General features: G+C 62.4%; 22 protein-coding genes and 1 tRNA gene. 16 read left to right on the plus strand and 7 right to left on the minus strand.

What is annotated here, in order from left to right:
• Positions 1-306: 306 nt before the first annotated feature.
• The 4 genes from AC3ZI9_RS08550 to arfB are packed head-to-tail and all read left to right on the plus strand — an operon-like array spanning position 307 to position 2971.
• Positions 307-1122, plus strand: coding sequence for an endonuclease/exonuclease/phosphatase family protein (locus AC3ZI9_RS08550; protein WP_489923445.1), 816 nt, complete (start codon positions 307-309; stop codon positions 1120-1122).
• Complete coding sequence (locus AC3ZI9_RS08555) at positions 1119-1748, plus strand: DUF2238 domain-containing protein (protein WP_489923446.1); 630 nt, start codon at positions 1119-1121, stop codon at positions 1746-1748. The genes AC3ZI9_RS08550 and AC3ZI9_RS08555 overlap by 4 nt, the downstream gene beginning before the upstream one ends.
• Positions 1745-2545, plus strand: coding sequence for a glycosyltransferase family 2 protein (locus tag AC3ZI9_RS08560; protein ID WP_489923447.1), 801 nt, complete (start codon positions 1745-1747; stop codon positions 2543-2545). The genes AC3ZI9_RS08555 and AC3ZI9_RS08560 overlap by 4 nt, the downstream gene beginning before the upstream one ends.
• Before the next feature lie 3 nt (positions 2546-2548).
• Positions 2549-2971, plus strand: a complete 423-nt coding sequence (gene arfB / locus AC3ZI9_RS08565; RefSeq protein WP_489923448.1) for an alternative ribosome rescue aminoacyl-tRNA hydrolase ArfB — start codon at positions 2549-2551, stop codon at positions 2969-2971.
• Between the two features lie 53 nt (positions 2972-3024).
• On the opposite strand, the gene AC3ZI9_RS08570 is transcribed toward arfB, so the two are convergent.
• Positions 3025-3687, minus strand: coding sequence for a mismatch-specific DNA-glycosylase (locus AC3ZI9_RS08570; RefSeq protein ID WP_489923449.1), 663 nt, complete (start codon positions 3685-3687; stop codon positions 3025-3027).
• 669 nt (positions 3688-4356) lie between these two features.
• On the opposite strand from AC3ZI9_RS08570, the gene AC3ZI9_RS08575 reads away from it, so the two are divergent.
• The 5 genes from AC3ZI9_RS08575 to AC3ZI9_RS08595 all read left to right on the plus strand — a co-directional run bounded on the left by AC3ZI9_RS08575 (position 4357) and on the right by AC3ZI9_RS08595 (position 6818).
• On the plus strand, positions 4357-4560 hold the full coding sequence (locus AC3ZI9_RS08575; protein WP_489923450.1) for a hypothetical protein: 204 nt from the start codon (positions 4357-4359) through the stop codon (positions 4558-4560).
• A 281-nt stretch (positions 4561-4841) separates the two neighbouring features.
• The gene (locus AC3ZI9_RS08580) at positions 4842-5531 is read left to right on the plus strand and encodes an HNH endonuclease (RefSeq protein ID WP_489923451.1); all 690 of its coding nucleotides are present in this window, start codon (positions 4842-4844) and stop codon (positions 5529-5531) included.
• Positions 5528-6169, plus strand: a complete 642-nt coding sequence (locus AC3ZI9_RS08585) for a hypothetical protein (protein WP_489923452.1) — start codon at positions 5528-5530, stop codon at positions 6167-6169. Before AC3ZI9_RS08580 ends, AC3ZI9_RS08585 begins: the two co-directional genes overlap by 4 nt.
• 41 nt (positions 6170-6210) lie before the next feature.
• On the plus strand, positions 6211-6453 hold the full coding sequence (locus AC3ZI9_RS08590) for a nucleotidyltransferase domain-containing protein (RefSeq protein ID WP_489923453.1): 243 nt from the start codon (positions 6211-6213) through the stop codon (positions 6451-6453).
• A gap of 122 nt (positions 6454-6575) precedes the next feature.
• A complete protein-coding gene (locus AC3ZI9_RS08595; RefSeq protein ID WP_489923454.1) occupies positions 6576-6818 on the plus strand; it encodes a transposase in 243 nt (80 codons plus the stop codon).
• A gap of 107 nt (positions 6819-6925) precedes the next feature.
• On the opposite strand, the gene AC3ZI9_RS08600 is transcribed toward AC3ZI9_RS08595, so the two are convergent.
• From AC3ZI9_RS08600 to AC3ZI9_RS08610, 3 genes are read right to left on the minus strand one after another with little or no spacing between them, the layout of a single operon-like run.
• Positions 6926-7915: a tyrosine-type recombinase/integrase gene (locus tag AC3ZI9_RS08600; RefSeq protein ID WP_489923455.1), complete on the minus strand. Its 990-nt coding sequence runs from the start codon at positions 7913-7915 to the stop codon at positions 6926-6928.
• On the minus strand, positions 7912-8853 hold the full coding sequence (locus AC3ZI9_RS08605) for a tyrosine-type recombinase/integrase (RefSeq protein WP_443384260.1): 942 nt from the start codon (positions 8851-8853) through the stop codon (positions 7912-7914). Before AC3ZI9_RS08605 ends, AC3ZI9_RS08600 begins: the two co-directional genes overlap by 4 nt.
• On the minus strand, positions 8850-10097 hold the full coding sequence (locus AC3ZI9_RS08610; RefSeq protein WP_443384259.1) for a tyrosine-type recombinase/integrase: 1248 nt from the start codon (positions 10095-10097) through the stop codon (positions 8850-8852). Before AC3ZI9_RS08610 ends, AC3ZI9_RS08605 begins: the two co-directional genes overlap by 4 nt.
• Positions 10098-10320: 223 nt before the next feature.
• Here AC3ZI9_RS08610 and AC3ZI9_RS08615 point away from each other — a divergent pair, with 223 nt between their 5' ends.
• Positions 10321-11217, plus strand: coding sequence for an IS3 family transposase (locus tag AC3ZI9_RS08615; protein ID WP_489924030.1), 897 nt, complete (start codon positions 10321-10323; stop codon positions 11215-11217).
• Between the two features lie 625 nt (positions 11218-11842).
• Here AC3ZI9_RS08615 and AC3ZI9_RS08620 read toward each other — a convergent pair.
• From AC3ZI9_RS08620 to AC3ZI9_RS08630, 3 genes are all read right to left on the minus strand, one after another.
• Positions 11843-11918 (minus strand) — tRNA-Val (locus tag AC3ZI9_RS08620).
• 72 nt (positions 11919-11990) lie between these two features.
• Complete coding sequence (locus tag AC3ZI9_RS08625) at positions 11991-12416, minus strand: redoxin domain-containing protein (RefSeq protein WP_489923456.1); 426 nt, start codon at positions 12414-12416, stop codon at positions 11991-11993.
• Positions 12417-12466: 50 nt separating this feature from the next.
• Entirely contained in the window at positions 12467-12883 is a 417-nt protein-coding gene (locus tag AC3ZI9_RS08630) for a DUF3052 domain-containing protein (RefSeq protein WP_441380672.1), read from the minus strand.
• A 362-nt stretch (positions 12884-13245) separates the two neighbouring features.
• Between AC3ZI9_RS08630 and aceE the strand changes: the two genes are divergently transcribed.
• From aceE to fabF, 6 genes are all read left to right on the plus strand, one after another.
• Complete coding sequence (gene aceE, locus AC3ZI9_RS08635) at positions 13246-15987, plus strand: pyruvate dehydrogenase (acetyl-transferring), homodimeric type (RefSeq protein WP_086994496.1); 2742 nt, start codon at positions 13246-13248, stop codon at positions 15985-15987.
• A 158-nt stretch (positions 15988-16145) separates the two neighbouring features.
• Complete coding sequence (locus tag AC3ZI9_RS08640; protein WP_086994493.1) at positions 16146-17357, plus strand: PucR family transcriptional regulator; 1212 nt, start codon at positions 16146-16148, stop codon at positions 17355-17357.
• Between the two features lie 77 nt (positions 17358-17434).
• Positions 17435-18391, plus strand: a complete 957-nt coding sequence (locus tag AC3ZI9_RS08645; RefSeq protein ID WP_096223479.1) for an ACP S-malonyltransferase — start codon at positions 17435-17437, stop codon at positions 18389-18391.
• 49 nt (positions 18392-18440) lie between these two features.
• On the plus strand, positions 18441-19448 hold the full coding sequence (locus tag AC3ZI9_RS08650; protein ID WP_443427892.1) for a beta-ketoacyl-ACP synthase III: 1008 nt from the start codon (positions 18441-18443) through the stop codon (positions 19446-19448).
• Between the two features lie 87 nt (positions 19449-19535).
• On the plus strand, positions 19536-19781 hold the full coding sequence (locus AC3ZI9_RS08655) for an acyl carrier protein (protein WP_086994485.1): 246 nt from the start codon (positions 19536-19538) through the stop codon (positions 19779-19781).
• Between the two features lie 160 nt (positions 19782-19941).
• Positions 19942-21180: a beta-ketoacyl-ACP synthase II gene (gene fabF / locus AC3ZI9_RS08660; RefSeq protein WP_086994500.1), complete on the plus strand. Its 1239-nt coding sequence runs from the start codon at positions 19942-19944 to the stop codon at positions 21178-21180.
• Positions 21181-21338 lie beyond the last annotated feature (158 nt).

Below are 21338 nucleotides of genomic sequence, written 5' to 3' on the forward strand. Positions count from 1 at the left end.
TACGGTGCCGGACACGGCTCCGTGACTGATTCCCAGTCTAGTTCGCCCGCCCGTCGGCGGAAAGCCGATGAAGCCACGCTGGAGGATCCCGCCGGAACACCCTCCGGAGAACAACCCCTGCGATTTGTAGGATCAAATACAAGTTTTTGGGTTTGTGCCAGTTTCCCGCGTTGTTCGTTGGTCTGCTGATAACGTGACGGCATGGGCAGCAGGGCGGGCGAGGGAAACAGCGTTCTGCGGTCATTCCCCGCCCACTCCTCGCCTCCCCCGCTGATCGGCCCGACGCCGGCTCCTCTGCTGCATGTCATGACGTTGAACGTCCGGCGACAAATGCCCCGTTTTTGGTTCCCGGCGGCGGACCGTTGGGCACGGCGGCGCCCGCTCCTGCAACGTCTGTTGGCCGCCGAGCAGCCCAGCATGCTGGCCTTGCAGGAAGTGTTGCCCGGCCCCTCGCGGGAAATTCGCAACCTGCTCGGCAACGGGTATGCACACGTAGGTACCGGTCGTTCCACCGGTGGCCGGGGGGAACGCTGCGAGCTGCACTACGATCGGCGTCGACTCCGTCTCCTCGACTCCCGATACTGGTGGCTTTCGGTCCAACCCGAACGGCCCGGCTCACGCTCCTTCGGCAACCAGCTACCCCGCTTCGTGGTCCAGTGCCAGTTCAACGATCTAGAGACCGGCCTGAGGTTCCACGCCTTGGTCACCCATCTGGATCCGTTTTCCGCGCCGTCGCGCATCGCCTCGGCTCAACTCCTGCGCCGGGTCGTGGCAGGGCTTTGCGGCCCAGTGATCATGATGGGCGATTTCAATGCCACGGCCGGCTCACCGGCCCACCGTGAGCTGGTCGACAACCGCGTTCTGTCCGATGCCATGGACGTGTCGACGCGAAGGGTCGGCGCCGATTGTTCGACGTTCTCCAGGTATCGCAGCCCCACAACCACGGGCCCCCGTGTGGACTGGATCCTCGTCTCCCCCGATCTGGAGGTCGAGTCGGCGGGTGTGAATGCGCTGCGTCTGGGCGGCGCGGCCGTTTCGGATCATGAACCGGTGCAGGCAGTACTGAACCTCGGCCCGAACCTTTCGGCCAAACCCGAAGGAGGCCAGTCATCGAAACGGTGAAGCAGGCTCTCTTCGGGTCTGCCGTGAACCGGGTGGTGCTGCTCGCCGACGTCGCTCGGGCCGCGATGCTCATCAGCGTCGTGGTCGCTGGCGTGGGGTGGGGGTGGATCCAAGTGGCGGTTTTCATGCTGGCCGTGCTGGCGACCTTGATCCCCCGCGCGCTGGGACTACGCGGCAGCCTGGACCTCTGTGTCGGCATCGCCTCGCTGGCAGCCGCCTGGAGCAATGTCTTCGACCTGTATGTGCTCCTGCCGGGGTGGGATAAGTTCATGCACGCCGTCCTGGGCGGTCTGATTGCCGTCCTGTCCGTGGTGATCGCCCAACGGGCAGGCATCCTGCCACCGACCACCCAGCGTCCCGGTGCACTCATCCTGGCGACCGTCCTTCTCGGTTTGGCCACCGGAGCCGTCTGGGAGCTCTTGGAGTGGGCCGGACACACCCTCATCGACCCGGAGGTGCACGTCGGATACCAGGACACCATGGGCGATTTGGCGGCCGATGGCTTGGGGGCCCTGATCGGAGGATTCCTGCTTCCCTACTTGACGGCTGATCCCCCGGAATCCGCCGTCCCGTCGGGCTCCGCCGCGCAGGCTGCCGCGCAGCATGATCGATCGGAGCTCCCATGAACCGATCGACGGTCAGTGTGGTGATCCCGGTCAAGGACGACGCCAGGAAATTGCTGCATTGCCTGGAGGCACTCGCCCGGCAACAGATGGCCCCCCGGGAAATCATCGTCGTGGACAATGGCTCCAGCGACGATAGCGCGGGGGTGGCCCGGCGGAACGGGGCAGAGGTTCTCTTCGAACCCCGCCCCGGGATCGGTGTCGCCAGTGCTGCCGGCTATAACCGGGCACGTGGCGACATCCTGGCCCGACTGGACGCCGATTCGGTGCCGGCTCCGGATTGGATCACCACGATCCTCAGGTCCTTCCACGCCGACGCCAGCGTGGATGCGATCACTGGTCCAGCCCACTTCAATGACGGACCTTCGGCCCTCCGCAGACCGGCGCTGTTGGCTTACCTCCTGCCCTATTTTGCGCTCTCTTCTTTGGCCCTCGGGCATGTGCCGCTCTTCGGCTCCAATATGGCCTTCAGACGCCGGGCTTGGCACGAGGTCCAAGATCACCTCCATACGGATCGCTGGTTGGTCCACGATGATTTCGATCTCTCATTCCATTTGGGCGTCGAGCATGTGCTCCGTTTCGTGCCGACCCTGCGCACCGGCATCTCGATGCGCCCCTTCCATGATGGCGGGGCAGCCCTGCGCTTGCGACGCGGATTCCATACGGTGTTCCTGCATTGGCCCCACGACCTGCCCTGGCTTCGCCTCACCCGGCGGCTCCGCAGGAGGTTCCGGCGTCCCACCAGCAGGGGCCAGTACGACGGCGGGACTCCCGGGGACACTGCTTCGTGGGACGCTTGATTCATGGATGTGCACGTATCTCCGGCTCTGACGATCCCGGCCTCGGAGCTCGGCTGGCGTTTCTCACGCGCCTCGGGACCCGGCGGGCAACACGTCAACAAGACGGACAGCCGCGTGGAACTGTTCTGGAACATCGACGATTCGACCACGGTTAACGAGGAACAGCGTGAATTGCTGTTGGACCGTCTGGGTTCTCGGCTGGTCGCGGGAGCCCTCACCGTCACGTCCTCCGAGCAGCGCGCGCAGCGTCGAAACCGCGAGACCGCTGTGGAGAAGCTGGCCCAGCTCATCCGCGAGGGCCTGGCCCCGGCGGGACCCCAGCGGCGTCCGACAAAACCAACACGGGGTTCCAAACGCCGACATCGAGCCGCAAAGAAACAGCGATCGGACGTCAAAGCCCAGCGCCGTCGGCCCTCCGCGGAGTAGATGCCGCCCGGACGGGCGGAGTCATCCCTTCCACGGCGGGCAGGGTCCCCCGCTCAGGCACTGGCGTGCCAGACCTCTTCCCACTTCTGCGCGAGCGATCCGGCAGTTTCGTGGGCATTGAGCCCGCTGGGATTGGGGAGCACCCACAACTGCACCTCCTCAGGCCAACCTGGTGGCCGGGCTTCGGTTTGCAGCCCCAGCTTCGCTCGAGGTTGCCTGAACGCCACACGGAACGCCGTCACCCCCAACACACCGACCGCTCGAGGCTGCAGAGTGAGCACCCGCTCCACAAGCTGGGCACCACCGGTCCTCAGTTCTTCGGTCGTGAGTTCGTCGGCCCGTGCCGAAGTGCGAGAGACCATGTTCGTAATTCCGAGGCCCCGCTCCGCCAGCATCCGTTCGTCAATCGCGGCGAGTCCCCGCGAAGCATCAACTTTTCGATCGATGACTCCCGCCAAGGCCAGCGAAGTCCAGAAACGATTTCCGGGCCGGGCGAAAGGGGCATTCACTGCTGCCGTCCACGGGCTGGGGTTGATCCCCACGATCAGCAATCGGAGCAGCTCGGCCGATAGCCGGTCGCTCGGATAGGGCAGGACGTCTTCCCGGCCCTGCCCCGAGTCCACTGCGTGGGCCACCTCCGCCTTGGTGGGCCGTCTTCCCTCCAGTGGGGACCCCTGACGCCAGGGTGTCCAGTCGGAGGGTAGTCGGGTCTGCATACAGGACAGCCTAGATCCTGGTAGTTGATGCGGGACCCACAGGGCAGTAGCGTGCCCTCTCGGGCCTACGCCGAAGTACCCGCAGGGGAATGACAAAAATCCCCGTATTCCTCGCGGTTGTGCCGCGAGAAAAACGGGGATTTGAAGCGTGGGCCTCCATAGGTACTTCTCAAACCCTAGCAAGTCCCGAAGAACGTTAATTTTGCGTGTAATCAAGGGATCGAAGACATTGCGACCCCGCGCTGGAACCCGCCCGTTGGTAGATTCTCGCGGCCCGGTGCGAGAAAATTCGAGTCAGTCTCAAACCCGTTTGAGTGCCTCGAATCATGAAGAACTCCTCGCTGGGTACACGGAGGGGGTGCCTGTACAGGAGCTGGCAGCGAGGTTCAAGATACATCGTGCGACGGTGCGCGAGATTGCCAAACGTGCCGGTCACTCTAGCCGTACGCAGGAGCATACGGAACACCTACGAGCTGAGGCCGCACGTATCTATCTCCACGGCCTGACTCTCAGCCAAGTTGCGGACCAGTTAGGGATCGGTGACGGGGCTGTTCGTTCAGCTGTAGTGGCGCACGGCGGCACGGTTCGTTCGAGAGGTCGACGCCGCGTTCACGCGTAACCCTGGTTTTATTTGCTCCACTTCTCTTCAATGACGAAGGGATCGAGAACATGGAGACGCTATCGGCATTTGTGACCGATGAACGAACGGCGAGGGTTATGCTTTCCACGATTCCAGAGCCAGGTGATGCAACTGCGGGGCAGACAATCGTCGCTTTTGTGAGTATCAAAACGCAGCAGGATCTCTTGGCCGTTGAAAACGCCGAGGCTCTGTTGAAGAAACACGTCGCAGATCATATCGGCGCTATTGCTTAACCTCGAAACGTGTACGTGGAAAACGAGTTCTCAAAGACTCGATCCGGCAAGTTTATGAGAAGGCTACTTAGGGACGTGGCTGACGGTAAGGAGGTGGGCACCACCACTACATTGGACGACACGATCGTCATAGAGACAATTTCAGAGCAAATACGAAGTCGCACGAATCGATAACCCAGTGTCGTTGGTTAGCTACTCTCACTACGTGGCCAACCAACGTAACTGGCGGCGTCCGACTGGCTCTCCTAATAAGTCGGACACGTTCTGAAACAATAGTCCTCATGGGAAAACGCAAAAATATTCCAAAAGCGGAACAAGACTATCTTTGGTCCGAGTCTGGTGGCCATTGTCAAAACCCTGCTTGCCGTCGCGATCTACATGCCATATTGAGGCGAAAAACAGTCTCAGAACTTGCCCACATCATCCCTGCGAGTCTCGACGGGCCGCGCGGTGGGGATGAACAGCATCTGGACGAAGATGAAAGAGCCACAGCAAGCAACATCTTGGTGCTTTGTCCGACCTGCCATACGATGATAGACAAGGATCCTGCTGAATACCCAGTCGAGTTACTCCGTGCTTGGAAAGCAGCAAGTGTCTCGGCCCGCGCTTCCGCATTCGGAACCCCGCGGTACGGGACACGGACAGAAGCCCACGAAAGACTCAAGTCTCTACTGGCTAAAAACCGGACAGTCTTTGCAGCATATGGCCCCCAAGAAGGCGTCTACGATGAAGATCGCGCAGATCAGTGGGCTGCCTTGGCGAAGTCCAATATCATCCCAGTGAACAATCAGATCCTCGCCCACATTCGAGCTAACGAACACCTTCTCACTCCCGCCGAGGTTGCATTGATTGCCGAGTTCGAACTTCACGCTCGACAACTGGAAGAACGGCACCTGAATGGCGATTGGTCTGCAAGAACTTTAAGGTTTCCATTAGCCATTGACGACCTATTTCGAGGGGAGATCGCATGAGTATCCAGGCATGGGTGGAGGGTAAACTCACTAAGAGTGAACTTGAAACTGAATCAATTGGAGATCACGGCATCCTGACTAACTGCGAAGGCCGCGAGCGTTTGATTGTAGTAGCTGAGCCCGGCCCCGCCCCTCTCGGGATTGGTGAACTAGACACCATACTTTCTACGTATCCAGCATGTGAAGCAATAGTTCTTATCCGGCGGTTCCCAGACGTTGGAGCCTTCGAAGCTGCAAGGGCACGTGGTGTGCTGCTTGACACGTTCGGGAGAGCTTCAAAGGCACTCAAATCGCCGAGTCCCCTGCACGAATTCCAAGACAACGATGAGTCCTATCTGCGATCTCGGCTCATCCGACACAACAAGGTCACCAATATTGTTCGAATCGGACTCGAAGCCTGGAGGATTGAGCGCCGAGAACTACGGGATTTGGTTATCATCACACACGACCGATATGAGTTCCCAGTTGACGAGCTCTATCAGCGCTTAGATGAACACCCCAACTTAGAACCAGACGCGTTCGTAATTACCAACCCCAACACGAACGGTTTGAGCACGCGGGTCACTGACGCAGCGAAGCAAACCGGTGTGGAGATACATCTGCTAAAAGCAATATTTACACGACTCGGCAGAGATTGAACACACTAATCAACCGCTGGCCGGACCTGAAGCATCTCGTCTTGCTCGCAGACCAAGTTGGTGTGAACCAGGTTTGGCTCTTTGGATCAGCAGTGCGCTCGCCTACACCTCGAGACATCGATATTTTGGTTGTATACGTCGACGAGAATGTCCCTCGAACGTTGCGATCTCTTATGTTCCTTGAACTCCTCGATCCCCCAATCGACCTGATCGCGATGACTCTCGACGAGGTAGAGGAACTCAACTTCCTCGAAACAGTGCCTGCCACCCGCCTCTATCCATAGGCTTCTGTCCGTTTCGCATCTCGCAATAGGCCACGAATATCGTCTAAGTATGAACCTCTTTGTTCCGTAGAAATGCGGCCGTATGGTTTTGTGAGACAGCTTGATTGGAGCCCTCGTTTCAGATGACCGCCAGTAGCAAGAAGAATTACGATCCAGCTTTCCGTGAAGAATCCGTCCGCCTCGTCCTGGGATCTGACCGCTCGGTGAATCAAGTCGCCGAGGAAATCGGGGTGAAACCAAGCACCCTGGGCAACTGGGTCCGCCGGTATCGTCTGGCCAACCCCGAGACGGCCGGTACTGTCCAGGCCCGTGCCCGGTGCCCTGGGATGAACACCAGAAAGCACTGGCCGAGAACGCGAAGCTGAAGGCCGCGGTCGAGTTCCTGGGTTATCCGGATCTTCTGGTTATGCGGATGTCTTCATGACGTGCCTGATCAGCGGGCCAAGCGGTGCCGAAAGTTCCACATAATCCCTTAGAGTCCCTCCAGGAATGCTAGGAGGTCGCCTGTCGGTTTGTATCTTCCTGTTTCGGTGGCCAGCGGAGCTGTCCGATCCAGGGCGCGTTGCTTAATGGCCAAGTCGGCATGGAGATACGACGCGATCGAGGCGAGCGACTCATGTCCGAGCCAAAGTGAAATGGTCGCGGCGTCGATGCCGGAGGCGAGCATTCTCATCGCACAGGTATGGCGCAGAACATGGGGTGTCACTGATTTGCCGTGAAGCGTAGGGCATCTCGTCTGCGCAGTTTTTGCATGGGCAGCAAGACGCTTGGTGACGGCCGCGGTCGTGATCGCACGATTGCTGCCCTGGCCGGTGAAGACCGGTCCGTCCGCGTCGGCGACCTCGCCTCGCCAGGACCGCAGCGCCTGCACCAGCGGCGGCGGCAGTGGTGTGGTTCGATCTTTGCGTCCCTTGCCGTGGCATCGTAGATAGCTCGGCTGCTCGAGTTGGACTTCGGGCCAGCAGGTGCCGGTCAGCTCGGATACGCGAAGGCCTGTGACGACGAGTGTGCTTATGATCAGCCTGTCTCGGCGGCCGACCCACCGCGTGGCATCCGGTGCGGCCAATAGCGCGTTGACCTCGGGATCGGTGAGGTAGCAGATGTCGGGGCGGGCGGTGCGTTTCGGAGCGATCGCCAGCACCCTTGCGATCAGGTCTGCATGTTGTATCTGGTCGTAGGAGGCATAGGCGAACACGGCATGGATTCCGGCCAGTCGTGCGTTTCGGGTGACTGGGCTGTTGCCACGGACCTCTTCCAGATGACTCAGGAACGAGATAATCATCTCGGCGTCGAGATCACTGAAGTCTGCTTGGTCCGGGCGCACGTGCTTGTGCTGGTGGACATATTGCAAAAGCAGTCGCCAGGTGTCGCGGTAGGAGGCGATCGTGTGGTGGCTGGCCGCTTTCTGCCCGGTGAGATACGAGGTGAAAAACGTTTGCAGTGTCGAGGTGAACGCGCTCATGGCAGTCGTCCGTCCCGCTGGGCTGCGACGACCTTGGCCTGTACCAGTTCCAGCAGCTGGGGTGTGGCCGTCAAATACCAATACGTGCTGACCGGGCTGACGTGCCCGAGATATGTTGCCAGCACCGACACCGTTGCATCGACGTCGGCCCCTTCCCGGTGGGCTCGAACCAGTGCATTCGTGCTGAACGTGTGCCTCATATCGTGCAATCTCGGGCGCCGGGTTCCGGAGTGGGCGGCGTAGCCGAGTTTGTCGGTCAGGGAACGGAAGGCGACCTCGGCGCTGCTGGCGTGCACCCGGGTGCCGATGAACGTGAGAAAGAAGGCCTGAGCGTCGGGCCCGTCGATAAGGGCGGTCGTCGCCCGCCGGTAGCGGACAAGCGCGGCAGTGGTGCTGGGGTGGATCGGCACCAGCCGTGGCCGACCGCGTTTGCCGGTCACCGCCAGTACGTTGTTCCCGACATCGAGGTCCGCGACGTTCATTGCCAAGCATTCGCTGATTCGCAGGCCCGTGGCCGCCATCAGGCCAATGATCGTGGAGATGGTCAAAGCGCGAACCGTGGGATGCAGCGCCGATGCGGCAGAGATCAACGCTCGAATCTGCTCGTCAGTGTAGATATAGGGCACCCTCCGGACCGTCCGGGCAGCGATGGCGCCGGGCGGGATCAGCTCGGCCCGGTCGGGGTCACGGCTGTGAATATATTCGGCCAGGCCGCGCACTGCCGATAGCCGCTCAGCCCACCAGCACGGTGTGGCCCCGTCCGGAGCGCAGGCCCATCTGATGGCGCTATCGACGGTGATCGAATCCTGCCCGGTGGCGGCCAGCGCGGCGAAGAAGCCCGAGAGTATCTGCTCGTGTCGAGCCAGCCTGTGCCCCATCGCCCGGCGCAGCTGCAGATACTCACCGCTGTACTGGACCAACTTCTTCTCCGCGGTCACCACGACACCTGCGCACCACTGGCAGGATCGCTGACGGCCACCGCAGCAGTAGGCCAAGGCACGACCATTGTTCGCAATGACTGCAGGTCCACTTTCGCGTAGATCCGGGTCGTGGCACGATCGGCGTGGCGCAATAGTTGGCTGGCTTCGCTCAGGTTGCCACCGGCGGCCATAAGGGCGGTAGCGGCTGTGTGGCGCAACCGGTGCGCGCCGATCCGCTCGCTGATGCCTGCCCGGACGCCCAGGCCGGTCATGATCTGGCTGATGCCCCCGGCAGTCATGAACCTGTGCGGCGCCAGGGCGCGGACAAATACATGCCGATCGTCCGTGGCTGGGCGCCCCGCGCGCAAATAGTCGGCAAGGCCGGCTCCGACATCGGCCGGTAGTGGCATCAGCGCAGGCAGACCCGCCTTGCCGGGCACCGTGATTGTGCCCGCACGCCAATCGATGTCATCGATTCCCAACGCAGCGGCTTCCCCGGAGCGAAAGCCTAATCTGGAAAGTACCGCGACCAGCGCCACGTTGCGCAGTGCCTCGGCGCCGCAATCGCCTGCCTGCCGGCGTATATCTTGCAACTGCGTGTCGGATATGGCCTTCGGCAGCCCGGAATATGAGGAATAGGCGACCGGTCCGGCCGCTCCATCGAGCCTCGTGGCAGTCATGCCGGTCATGAACATCCACCGCAGCAACGACCGGATGGCGGTCGCCGCGACCGACACCGAACCAATGGATTGCCTCCCGGCAAGCCCCAACAGGAAACCGCTGACTTCATCGGCGGTCAGGGACCTGAAATCCTCGCCGCTGCGTTCTGCCCGCCACCGAATGAACGGCCCGGCCTGATTCAGGTAGTTCCTCACCGTTGCCGGGCGCAGCGCCCGCTCCGAGGTCAGGTGCAGAGCGAATCCGGCAAGCAGCCGATCCGCCTCCGAGAGCGGTTTCGGCGCATCGTGTTCGCGAGCGATGCCCTGCGCGTCGACAAAATCGATGAATGGCCGCAATGCCCGCGCCGTTCGCAAATTCACGTGCGTGCGCCGCCACGAGAGCAGAAACGATTCGACTACCGACTCCGATAGGCCGTCCGCGCCCATTTCTCTGTCGGCAAGCCAACGGGACAGGCCCGCGATAAACCGCAGCTGGTGCGTGACCGTGCCTGGGGCATAGCCCAGACGAAACAGTTCTTCCCTAAAGTCGGGCACCAGCCCCGCGAGCGGGCCCGAGACCCGCACCTTCAATGGATCGCCCATGATCCTTGTCCTTCCACTTGACGAATGGAAGAGCAACGATCCTCCGATCGGAGGGATTATGTGGAACTTTCGGCACCACTTGGCCCGCTGATCAGGCACGTCATGCAGACATCCGCATAACCAGACGATCCGGATAACCCAGGTTATGTGAACGTTCTCATAACCTGGGAAAAGTCAGCGCCTTCTTTGCCGCGAAGCAGAAGTAGAGGACTTCTACGAGTTCATCGAAGCAGAGAAGGCCAACCAGTCCATCGCCTGGCTATGCCGTGCACTGAAGGTCTCCAGGGCATCGTTCTACCGTTGGCGCCGGCCCGCGGGACCGACGCCGCGGGCGGTGCGCCACGAGCAGCTCACCGAGGAAGTGACCACGCTGTTCAACAAGGAAAAGGAACGCGCCGGACGGGACCAGTTGACCCTGTTGCTCAACGCCGCCGGGACCAAGGTCTCCGCCCCGACCGTCGGGGCGATCATGCGAGCCAACGGCCTGCGGGCGGTGCGTACGAAGGCCTGGAAGGCAACGACCGTGCAGGATCCGCAGGCCAAGACCGCCCACATCGAGAACCACATGCTCAATGACGACGGACGGAGGGACTTCACCGCCGAGACCCCCGGCTCCCGTCTGGTCGGGGACATCACCTACCTGCGAACTGGTGAAGGATGGCTCTTCCTGGCCACGGTGATCGACCTTTGCACGGGCATGGTCATCGGCTGGTCGATGGCCGATCACATGCGCGCCAGCCTCTGCACCTCGGCGCTGAAAATGGCGCGGGACCACGGCTATTTCGCTGGTCCGGGCACTATTTTTCACAGCGAGAGAGGGGCTCAATATACGTCGGATGAGTTCCAGAAATGGTGTTCAGGCAACGGGGTCACCCAGTCGATGGGGGCCGTGGGCGTGTGCTGGGATAATTCCGTCGCCGAGAACTTCTTCTCGCATTTGAAGACCGAGTTCTATCACCACGAGCGCTTCGCTAGCCGCGTCGCTGCCAGGAGTGCGGTCATGGACTACATCGAGTCCTGGTACAACCGCCGCAGGCCAAATCGTCGGGCCGGAGGCATTCCACCAGCAATGGCCTTGGCCAGCCATCAGAGTCGTGTCCAGGAACCCCTGGCCGCGTAAAAAAGAACACTACGAAACTGTCTCAAGAACTTGACGACCGCAATGTATGTGCCTGATGTCGAAGCCGCGGTCGAAGACTACTACCGGCGCATCCAAATTCCTCAGCACACCATCCAGGCATTGCGTACCCTCATCACGGCGCAGTTCTCTCAACTCCACGCCACCGTGAAGCAAGAACGCAACGCACACGTGCTCGAACGCGACGATCTCCAGGCAGAGCGATCAAAACTCTTACAAGCTCACTATGCGGGAGCGGTACCGCTTGATCTTCTCAAGTCAGAGCAGGATCGCATCGGCAGACGGCTCGCGTTTCTCGAAGCACAGATCGAAGCCGGTGACATGGAGTACCAACTGGCAAGTGCCCACCTTGATGACTGCCTCGCGCTGGCCAAGGACTGCTACAAGCTATACATGAGCATCGATGACTCGCTACGGCGCATCACCAACCAGGCATTCTTCGACAAGTTCTACCTCAGCGAAGAAGGCACCGTCATTGGTGAGCCAGGCGAACCGTTCAACGCATTCTTCGACCCTGGTGTACAGACGATAGCGGCCCGCCACGAGGGGCGGGCCGCTGAGTCGAGGTCTCAAACCGGTAATGTCGCCGGTTTGAATAACGACCTTCTGGTGGGCCCTACCGGGATCGAACCGATGACATTCACGGTGTAAACGTGACGCTCTACCAGCTGAGCTAAAGGCCCTTGCGGGGATCGAGCTTACCGGTAAACGGCTCCGCCACCAACTCGGGCCGCGGGGGCCGCTTCAGGAGCTCATCAGGGACTCAGCCGGGCGACCGCGTCGAGGTAATCCTGACCGCTTCGCGGTTCACCGATACCGCTGCTGAAATGGTCCACCACGCGCCCACCGGCGAGCAGGAACGTTGAGCGCAGGGCCCGGCCGTGGTCCTCATCGAAGCAGCCGAAGGCCCGGGCTACCTCGCCGTGGGGCCAGAAATCAGCCAGCAGGTCGAACCCGATGCCCTGCTCGGTCGCATAGGCCCGCAAGGCGTGCTTATGGTCCACGGAGATCCCGTGCAGTGAAACCCCTGAGGCCTCTAGTGCCGGACGCATTCGTTCCAAGGCAGCCAGTTCGCCCGTGCAGACCCGGGAGAAGGCAAACGGGTAGAACACCACAAAAGCCCGTGCGGCGCCGATGCCCTCCAGGGACACCGGCTCACCGAACTGATTCGGTAGGCTCACAGCAGGGATCAGCGAACCCACCAGTGGGTGAGTTCCGGGGTCAGTCGTCACTAGTTCTTTCGACGCCCCACGAGCCTGGTCGCCGTCCAGTCCTCGGAAACACCTTCGCTGCTGGTGACATGCAACCCGGCAGTCGGGGCGGCTTCCTGAATTTCGGGCACACCGACAAAGCCATCGCGTCCGGATTTGGGAGTCATCAACCAGATGACGCCTCCTTCGTCCAGGGTGGTCAGCGAGTCGACGAGTTCGTCTACGAGGTCGCCCTCGCCTTCGCGCCACCACAGGAGGACGCCGTCGACGACTTCATGCTCGTCCTCGGCCAGCAGTGCGTGGCCGGTAACTTCTTCCAACGTGTCACGGAGACCGTCGTCAACGTCGTCGTCATAACCCAGCTCTTGGATCAGGTCTCCATCCTTGAAGCCCATTTTCTCCACGGCTGCGGTCTTAGCCGCTCCGGCGTCGCTCACGTTTCTCCTCCCACTAGATGCATATACACCTCTCAAGCCAACACCTTTAAACAGTTCCCATCAAGCGCAGAGCCCGCAAACACGCTTCCAGAACGAAAATCATGCCTCCATGGCCCGCATGAAGGCCAGATACCACCGGTCGTCGCCAGCTCGGCGGCGGGTTGAGTGAGCGTAACCAAGGTCACCGACGACACCCTCGGCTACGCATCACCGGAGAAAGACAACTACAGTGGACGGGATGGACTCACACCCACGAGGCGTGCATCCATCGTCAAGCGGCCTTGCCGCCGCGACGCGCCCCGCTCCAACAACGGGAACGTCGCATTCCCCACGCTGTAACCCGTACCGAGGAGAAGTTGGACGTGGCTGAAGAGGAACACATTTCCCACATTCGCAGTGGCTTGACCAGCCAGCTGCCGGACCGCGATCCGGAGGAAACCGCCGAATGGATTGAATCCTTCGACGGTCTGGTCGAGGCCCAGGGCACCGAACGGGCCCAGTTCATCGTCCGCTCTCTCCTGCAACGCGCGGGTGCCCAGAGCGTCGGTGTCCCCATGGTGACCACCACCGACTATGTCAACACCATCCCCGTGGATCAGGAACCCGAGTTCCCCGGACACGAAGAGACCGAACGTCGTTACCGCGCCTGGATGCGCTGGAATGCCGCCATCATGGTCCACCGCGGCCAGCACCCCGATATCGGGGTCGGCGGGCATATCTCCACCTACGCCGGTGCGGCCACGCTGTATGAAGTGGGCTTCAACCACTTCTTCCGCGGCAAGGACCACCCCGGCGGCGGCGACCAGGTCTTCTTCCAGGGCCACGCCTCCCCCGGCATGTACGCCCGCGCCTTCCTGGAAGGACGGCTGACCGAGGAGGACCTCGACGGCTTCCGCCAGGAAAAGTCCAAGGAGGGTCATGCGCTGCCTTCCTACCCACACCCCCATTCCATGCCCGACTTCTGGGAATTTCCCACGGTCTCCATGGGGATCGGCCCGTCCAACGCCATCTATCAGGCCCAGCTGAACCGCTACCTGCATAACCGTGGCATCAAGGACACCTCCGACCAGAACGTCTGGGCCTTCCTGGGCGACGGCGAGATGGACGAGCCGGAATCACGCGGCTTCCTCCAGTTGGCAGCCAACGAACAGCTGGACAACCTCAACTTCGTGATCAACTGCAACCTGCAGCGCCTTGATGGCCCGGTGCGAGGCAACGGGAAGATCATGCAGGAGCTCGAAGCCTTCTTCCGCGGTGCCGGCTGGAACGTCATCAAGGTCGTGTGGGGCCGCGAATGGGACGATCTGCTGGACAAGGACGACACCGGCTCGCTGGTCGACATCATGAACCAGACGCCCGATGGCGACTACCAGACCTATAAGGCCGAATCGGGCGGATTCATCCGCGAACACTTCTTCGGCAAGTCTCCGCAGACCAAGGAACTGGTTGCCGACCTGACCGACGCCCAAATCTGGAATCTGAAGCGTGGCGGCCACGACTACAACAAGATGTATGCCGCGTATAAGGCAGCCACCGAGTTCAAGGGCAAGCCCACGGTCATCCTGACCAAGACGGTCAAGGGCTACGGCCTGGGCAACAGCTTCGAGGCGCGCAACGCGACCCACCAGATGAAGAAGCTGACCCTTGATGATCTGAAGGGGTTCCGCGATCACCTGCGGATCCCGATCACCGATGAGCAGCTCGAAGCCGACCCGTACGCCCCGCCGTACTACCACCCGGGGATGGATGCCCCGGAAATCAAGTACATGATGGAACGTCGTGCGGCTTTGGGCGGTTCGGTCCCCGAACGTCGGACCAAGCACACGCCTCTGCACCTGCCCGAGGACAAGGCCTACGCGGTCGCCAAGAAGGGCTCGGGCAAGCAGCAGGCGGCCACCACGATGGCCTTCGTGCGTCTCCTCAAGGACCTCATGCGGGATAAGGACTTCGGGGAACGCGTGGTCCCGATCATCCCCGACGAGGCACGTACCTTCGGCATGGATTCGCTCTTCCCCACGAAGAAGATCTACAACCCGAAGGGTCAGAACTACCTGTCGGTAGACCGCGACTTGATCTTGGCCTATAAGGAATCCCCTCAGGGTCAGATCCTGCATACCGGTATCAACGAGTCAGGTTCGGTAGCTGCCCTCACGGCGGCGGGAACCTCCTACGCCACCCACGGCGAACCGTTGATCCCGATCTACATCTTCTACTCGATGTTCGGGTTCCAGCGTTCCGGCGACTTCTTCTGGGCCGCCGGCGACCAGATGACGCGTGGCTTCGTCTTGGGCGCTACCGCCGGACGGACCACGTTGACCGGTGAAGGCCTGCAGCACGCGGACGGGCATTCCCCGATCCTGGCCGCAACCAACCCGGCAGTGGTCTCCTACGATCCGGCCTACGGCTACGAGATCGGGCACATCGTCAAGGCTGGTCTGGCCCGGATGTACGGGGGCGAGCATGAAGACCCCAACGTCATGTACTACATCACCTTGTACAACGAGCCGATGCTCCAGCCTGCAGAGCCCGAGGGCCTGGACGTCGAGGGGCTGCTCAAGGGCATCTACCTCCTCTCCCCGGCCACGGTCGACGGGCCGCGAGCCCAGCTACTGGCCTCCGGCGTTTCGGTACCGTGGGCCCTGGAAGCCCAGCAGATCCTCGCCGAGGAATGGGGCGTCTCGGCAGATGTCTGGTCGGTGACCAGCTGGAACGAGCTTCGCCGCGACGGGCTGGATGCCGAGGAAGAAGCGTTCATGAACCCGGGCAGCGAACCCCGCGTGCCCTATGTGACGCAGAAGCTGGCGGGGGCCACCGGTCCGATCGTCGCGGTCACCGACTTCATGAAGGCCGTGCCGGACCAGATCCGTCAGTTCGTCCCCAACGAGTTCGCGACCCTGGGTGCCGATGGCTTCGGTTTCTCCGACACCCGTGCCGCTGCCCGTCGCTTCTTCAAGATCGACGCCCACTCGATGGTCGTGCGAACCCTGGAAATGCTCGAACGCCGGGGCGAGGTCGCCAAGGACAGTGCAGCCCAGGCGTTCAAGAAGTACCAGATCGACAACGTGAACGCCGGCACGTCCGGCACCGCCGGGGGCGATTCCTAACCCCGACCCTTGGTGTCGACGGCGAAAGAAACGCCGTCGACACGTCCGGGCGGTGAAAGTCCCCCGGTCACCTGCTCTGGCAGGTGACCGGGGGACTTCTTCTTTTGTAGTGTTCCTCCAAAATGGAGCCACGGGCCGCCAGTGCGTAGGGTGGACGCATGACAGACGAACGTCCGGGCACCGGATCCCCGCGCATCCGCCCCGTGCGTCAGCCCAAGGCCAGCCCGGAGACACTGAAACGCTTGAAGTCCCATCTGGGTATCCTTTCCACGGTCGCCCTGAAGCATCTGGACCAGTCACTTCCCTGGTATCGGGGACTGCGACCCCAGGAACGCGCGGCACTGGGCCTGGTCGCCCAGAAGGGTATCGCCTCCTTCGTGTCCTGGTACGAACGCCCTAGTTCCCCACAATGGGTCCTCACCGATGTCTTCGGCACCGCACCCACCGAGCTCACTCGCTCGATCTCCTTGCAGAAGGCGTTGCAGCTCATCCGCACCATCGTCGAGGTCGTGGAGAACCAGGTCCCCGAGCTGGCCCCCGATTCCGAGCAGGTACAACTACGCGAGGCAGTTCTGCGCTATTCCCGGGAAGTCGCCTTCGCCGCCGCTGACGTCTATGCCAGGGCCGCCGAATCCCGCGGGGCGTGGGATAGCCGGCTCGAAGCCCTCGTCGTGGACGCCGTGCTGCGAGGCGAAAGCCCCGACGCACTGCGCTCACGTATTGCCGCCGTCGGGTGGACCTCACAGTCGGGGATCCACGTCATTGTCGGCAGTTCCCCCGAGGATGCCGGCGCCACCTTCGTCGGTGACCTGCGCCGCGCCGGGCAGCGGGTGGCCAAGGACTGCCTCGTGGGGATCCAGGGTGACCGGCTGATCCTGATGCTTGGCGGGGTGAGAGAGTTAGAAACCACATTCTCCCGGCTGGCCGAGTATTTCGGCCCCGGCCCCATCGTCTCCGGCCCTGAAGCTGCGAGCCTACGCGATGCTGCAGCGAGCGCCCATGCTGCCTTCGAGGGGATTGCCGCAGCCGGCGCCTGGCCGTTGGCCCCGCGCCCGGTCGCGGCCGATGACCTGTGGCCCGAACGCGTCATGAACGGCGACGCCGCAGCCCGCACCGCCCTGATCAACGAGATCCACAAACCCTTGGTTCGCGCAGGAAATGGCCTCGTGGAGACGCTATCCAGCTATTTGGCCCTGGGCCATTCATTGGAGGGAACGGCCCGCGAACTCTTCGTCCACGCCAACACCGTGAGGTACCGGCTCAAACGGGTCTGTGACGTCACCGGATGGGACCCGCTGGTCCCCCGGGAGGCCTTCGTTCTGCAGACGGCACTCGTCGTGGGACGACTGGAGGCGACCGAGTCGTTGTAGGATTCCTCTAAAGCCCCTCGCGCAGCTTCGTGCCGCAAGACACCCGTCATGTCCCCGATCTTTGGAAAGCTGGAACAGTGCTAGCTATCGTGTGCCCAGGACAGGGCTCCCAGACCCCCGGATTCCTCGAACCCTGGTTGGAGGTGCCCGGCGTCGCCGAACACCTCGCCCGGCTCTCCGAGCTGACCGGCCGAGACCTGGTGGCCCACGGAACCGTTTCCGATGAGGCGACCATCAAGGACACGGCAGTCGCCCAACCGCTCATCGTTGCCGCCGGTCTGATCGCCGCCCGCGCCCTGCTCGGCGAGGCTGGCCTGAGCCAGCTCCCCACCTCGACCGTACTGGCGGGGCACTCCGTTGGTGAGATCACCGCTGCCGCCTTAGCCAACGCCCTGCCCGAGGCCGACGCGATGGTCTTCGTGCGAGAACGTGCCAATGCCATGGCCGAGGCCGCAGCCGTCACCCCCACCGGCATGGCAGCTGTCCTCGGCGGGGACCCCGAGGAGGTTGCCGCGACGCTGGCCGCCTTTGGACTGACCGCAGCCAACGCCAATGGCGGTGGACAGACCGTCGCAGCAGGGACCTGGGAGCAGATCGACGCCCTGGTCGCCTCGCCCCCCGCCAAGGCCCGCGTGATGCCGCTGAAGGTGGCAGGGGCCTTCCATACCAAGCACATGGCCCCCGCAGTCGGCACGCTCCAGGATCTGCTCCCCTCGCTGCACCCTGCTGATCCGGCAGTAACGCTGCTGAGCAACTACGACGGCGGGGCAGTCAGCGACGGTGCAGCCAACCTCTCCAGCTTGGTGGCCCAGGTCTCCCGCCCGGTCCGCTGGGACCTGTGCATGGAGACGATGGCCGCTGAAGGTGTCACCGGCATCCTGGAACTGCCGCCGGCAGGAACCCTGGTGGGGTTGGCCCGCCGGGGGCTGAAGGGGCTGCCAACGATGGCGCTGAAGTCCCCCGAGGATCTCGAGGCGGCCCGCGAATTTATCAACGAACATGGCCAGACGGCCACCGCAGAGGACAGGAACTAACGTGAGCGCAGTACTTTCCCAGAACAGCCCGCGGGAGTACACCCGCATCATGGGTGTGGGCGCCGCACGCGGAGACGTCATCGTCACGAACGAAGACGTCTGCCAGTGGATCGACTCCTCCGATGAGTGGATCCAGAAGCGGACCGGCATCATCACCCGACGCCGGGCCGACGCCGAGACCTCCTTGGTCGACCTGGCCGAGACCGCTTCCCGCCAGGCACTGGAAAACGCTGGCATCGAAGGATCCCAGCTCGGTGCCGTCATCATTTCCACGGTGACCTCCCCCTATGCCACCCCCTCGGCGGCCTCGGCACTGGCCCACCGGCTGGAAGCCACCCCGGCCCCGGCCTTCGATATCTCAGCAGCCTGCGCCGGCTACTGCTACGGCATCGCCCAGGCCGATGCGCTGGTGAAGTCCGGTGCCGCCGAGTATGTTCTGGTCGTCGGAGCCGAGAAGCTCTCGGACATCATCGACAACCACGAACGCACCATCTCCTTCCTGCTCGGAGACGGTGCCGGCGCGGTCATCGTGGGGCCTTCAGACACACCGGGTATCGGCCCGTCGGTGTGGGGTTCGGATGGCGGGAAATGGGATGCCATCGGCATGACCCATTCAATGCTGGATCTGCGCGATGTCGCCGTACAGGCCGAAGAAGACCCCGAGGGTGACGCCATGGTCGCCAGCACCGAAGCCAAGCTGTGGCCCACCCTGCGCCAGGACGGCCAGACCGTCTTCCGCTGGGCCGTCTGGGGCATGGCGAAGGAAGCCAAGCGTGCCCTGGATGCTGCCGGCATCACCGCCGATGATCTCTCCGTGTTCCTGCCGCACCAGGCGAATATGCGCATCATCGACGAAATGGTCAAGCAGCTCAAGCTGCCCGATACCGTTGCCGTCGCCCGCGATATTGCCGATACCGGCAACACGTCCGCCGCCTCGATTCCGCTGGCCATGCACCGCATGCTGCAGGAACGTCCCGAGCTCTCGGGAACCCTGGCCCTACAAATCGGGTTCGGCGCGGGCCTCGTCTTCGGCGCGCAGGTCATCGTCCTGCCCTAGGCTGTTGACCGGACATCACTAAAGTTCACCGTCCGCAGGGCGGGAAAAATCGTCGGGAGAGTCCCGGCACCAAAGAAAGGGAGCCTCATGGCTAGCAACGAAGAAATCCTGGCCGGCCTCGCCGAGATCGTCAACGAAGAAACCGGCTTGGCCACCGACGCAGTCCAGTTGGACAAGTCGTTCACGGACGACCTCGACATCGACTCCATCTCCATGATGACCATCGTCGTCAATGCCGAAGAGAAGTTCGATGTGAAGATCCCGGACGAGGAAGTTAAGAACCTCAAGACCGTCGGCGACGCCGTGAACTTCATCGCGAACGCCCAGGCCTGATCGATTCCGGTACTTCCCGTGGGCCCCGCTAGGGCAGCCTGAACCGGGAAGCCCAGGTCTTCTGGGTGGTCCGCCGAACGTGGCGGACCACCCCACCTAAACCTCAAGCGCAGAGCAACCTGCTCTACGCACCCAGCAATACAGCACAGAGAGTATGTTGATGGCTCGCAAAGTAGTAATCACCGGCCTCGGCGCGACAACGCCGATCGGTGGGGACGTCCCCACCCTCTGGGCCAACGCCCTCAAGGGTGTTTCCGGCGCCCACACTTTGACCGCCGATTGGGTCGAGAAGTATTCCCTGCCGGTCCACTTCGCCGCGAAGGCCTCTACTCCGGCTGCGGAAGTCCTTTCTCGGGTCGAGCTCAAACGCATGGACCCCTCCACCCAGTTCGGCGTCGTGGCCGCACGGGAAGCCTGGAAGGACTCAGGGATAGAGGATGTCGACCACGACCGCTTCGCTGTCACCTTCGCCACCGGCATTGGCGGCGTATGGACGCTGCTTGATGCATGGGACACGCTGAAGGAGAAGGGTCCTCGCCGTGTGCTGCCGATGACCGTTCCCATGCTGATGCCCAATGGACCGGCAGCTGCCGTGAGTCTGGATCTCGGGGCGCGGGCCGGCGCCCACACCCCGGTGTCCGCGTGCGCCTCGGGAACCGAGGCCATGCATATGGGGCTCGAGCTGATCCGCTCCGGCAAGGCGGATGTCGTGATGTGTGGTGGTGCCGAAGCGGCTATCCACCCCATGCCGATGGCCTCCTTCTCAGCCATGCAGGCGCTGTCCAAGCGCAATGACGATCCCGAACATGCCTCACGCCCCTATGACATTGACCGCGACGGCTTTGTGATGGGCGAGGGCGCTGGCGCCCTGGTCCTCGAGGCCGAAGAGCATGCCCTGGCCCGTGGCGCTCATATTTATGCTGAGCTGGCTGGTACCTCGGTTACCGCAGATGCCTACCACATCACCGCCCCAGACCCCGAGGGTCTAGGTGCCACCCGGGCGTTGAAGGCAGCCATGTTTGACGGTCTCATTCAGCCCGAGGACGTCGTGCACGTCAACGCGCATGCGACCTCCACACCGGTGGGCGATAAGCCCGAATACACGGCGTTGCGCGCCGCGTTGGGCAACCGGCTCGATGAGGTCTGCGTTTCGGCCACGAAGTCGCAGATGGGTCACCTCCTGGGTGCCTCGGGTGCCGTTGAATCCGTGTTGACCGTGCTGGCCGTGCAGGAACGCAAGGCCCCGGTAACCATTAACCTGGAGAATCAGGATCCGGAGATCCCGCTGGATGTCGTCACCGGAAGCCCGCGCGAACTGCCTTCAGGGCAGATCGTGGCGCTGAATAACTCCTTCGGCTTCGGCGGTCACAACGCCGTGGTGGCGATCCGCAGCGTCTAGTCACGCCCCGCTCACAGACAAGGCCCGCACCAACGGTGCGGGCCTTGTCGTTTAATCTCAAAACCTTCGGAGACGAAGAGTCATCTGTAGGACCACACGACTAATCGACTGCTCTCCTGATCGTTGCGTGCCGGGAACTGGTCGGCAGGGAGAACTGG

The sequence above is a fragment of the Arthrobacter sp. AOP36-F1-5 genome (assembly GCF_058137995.1).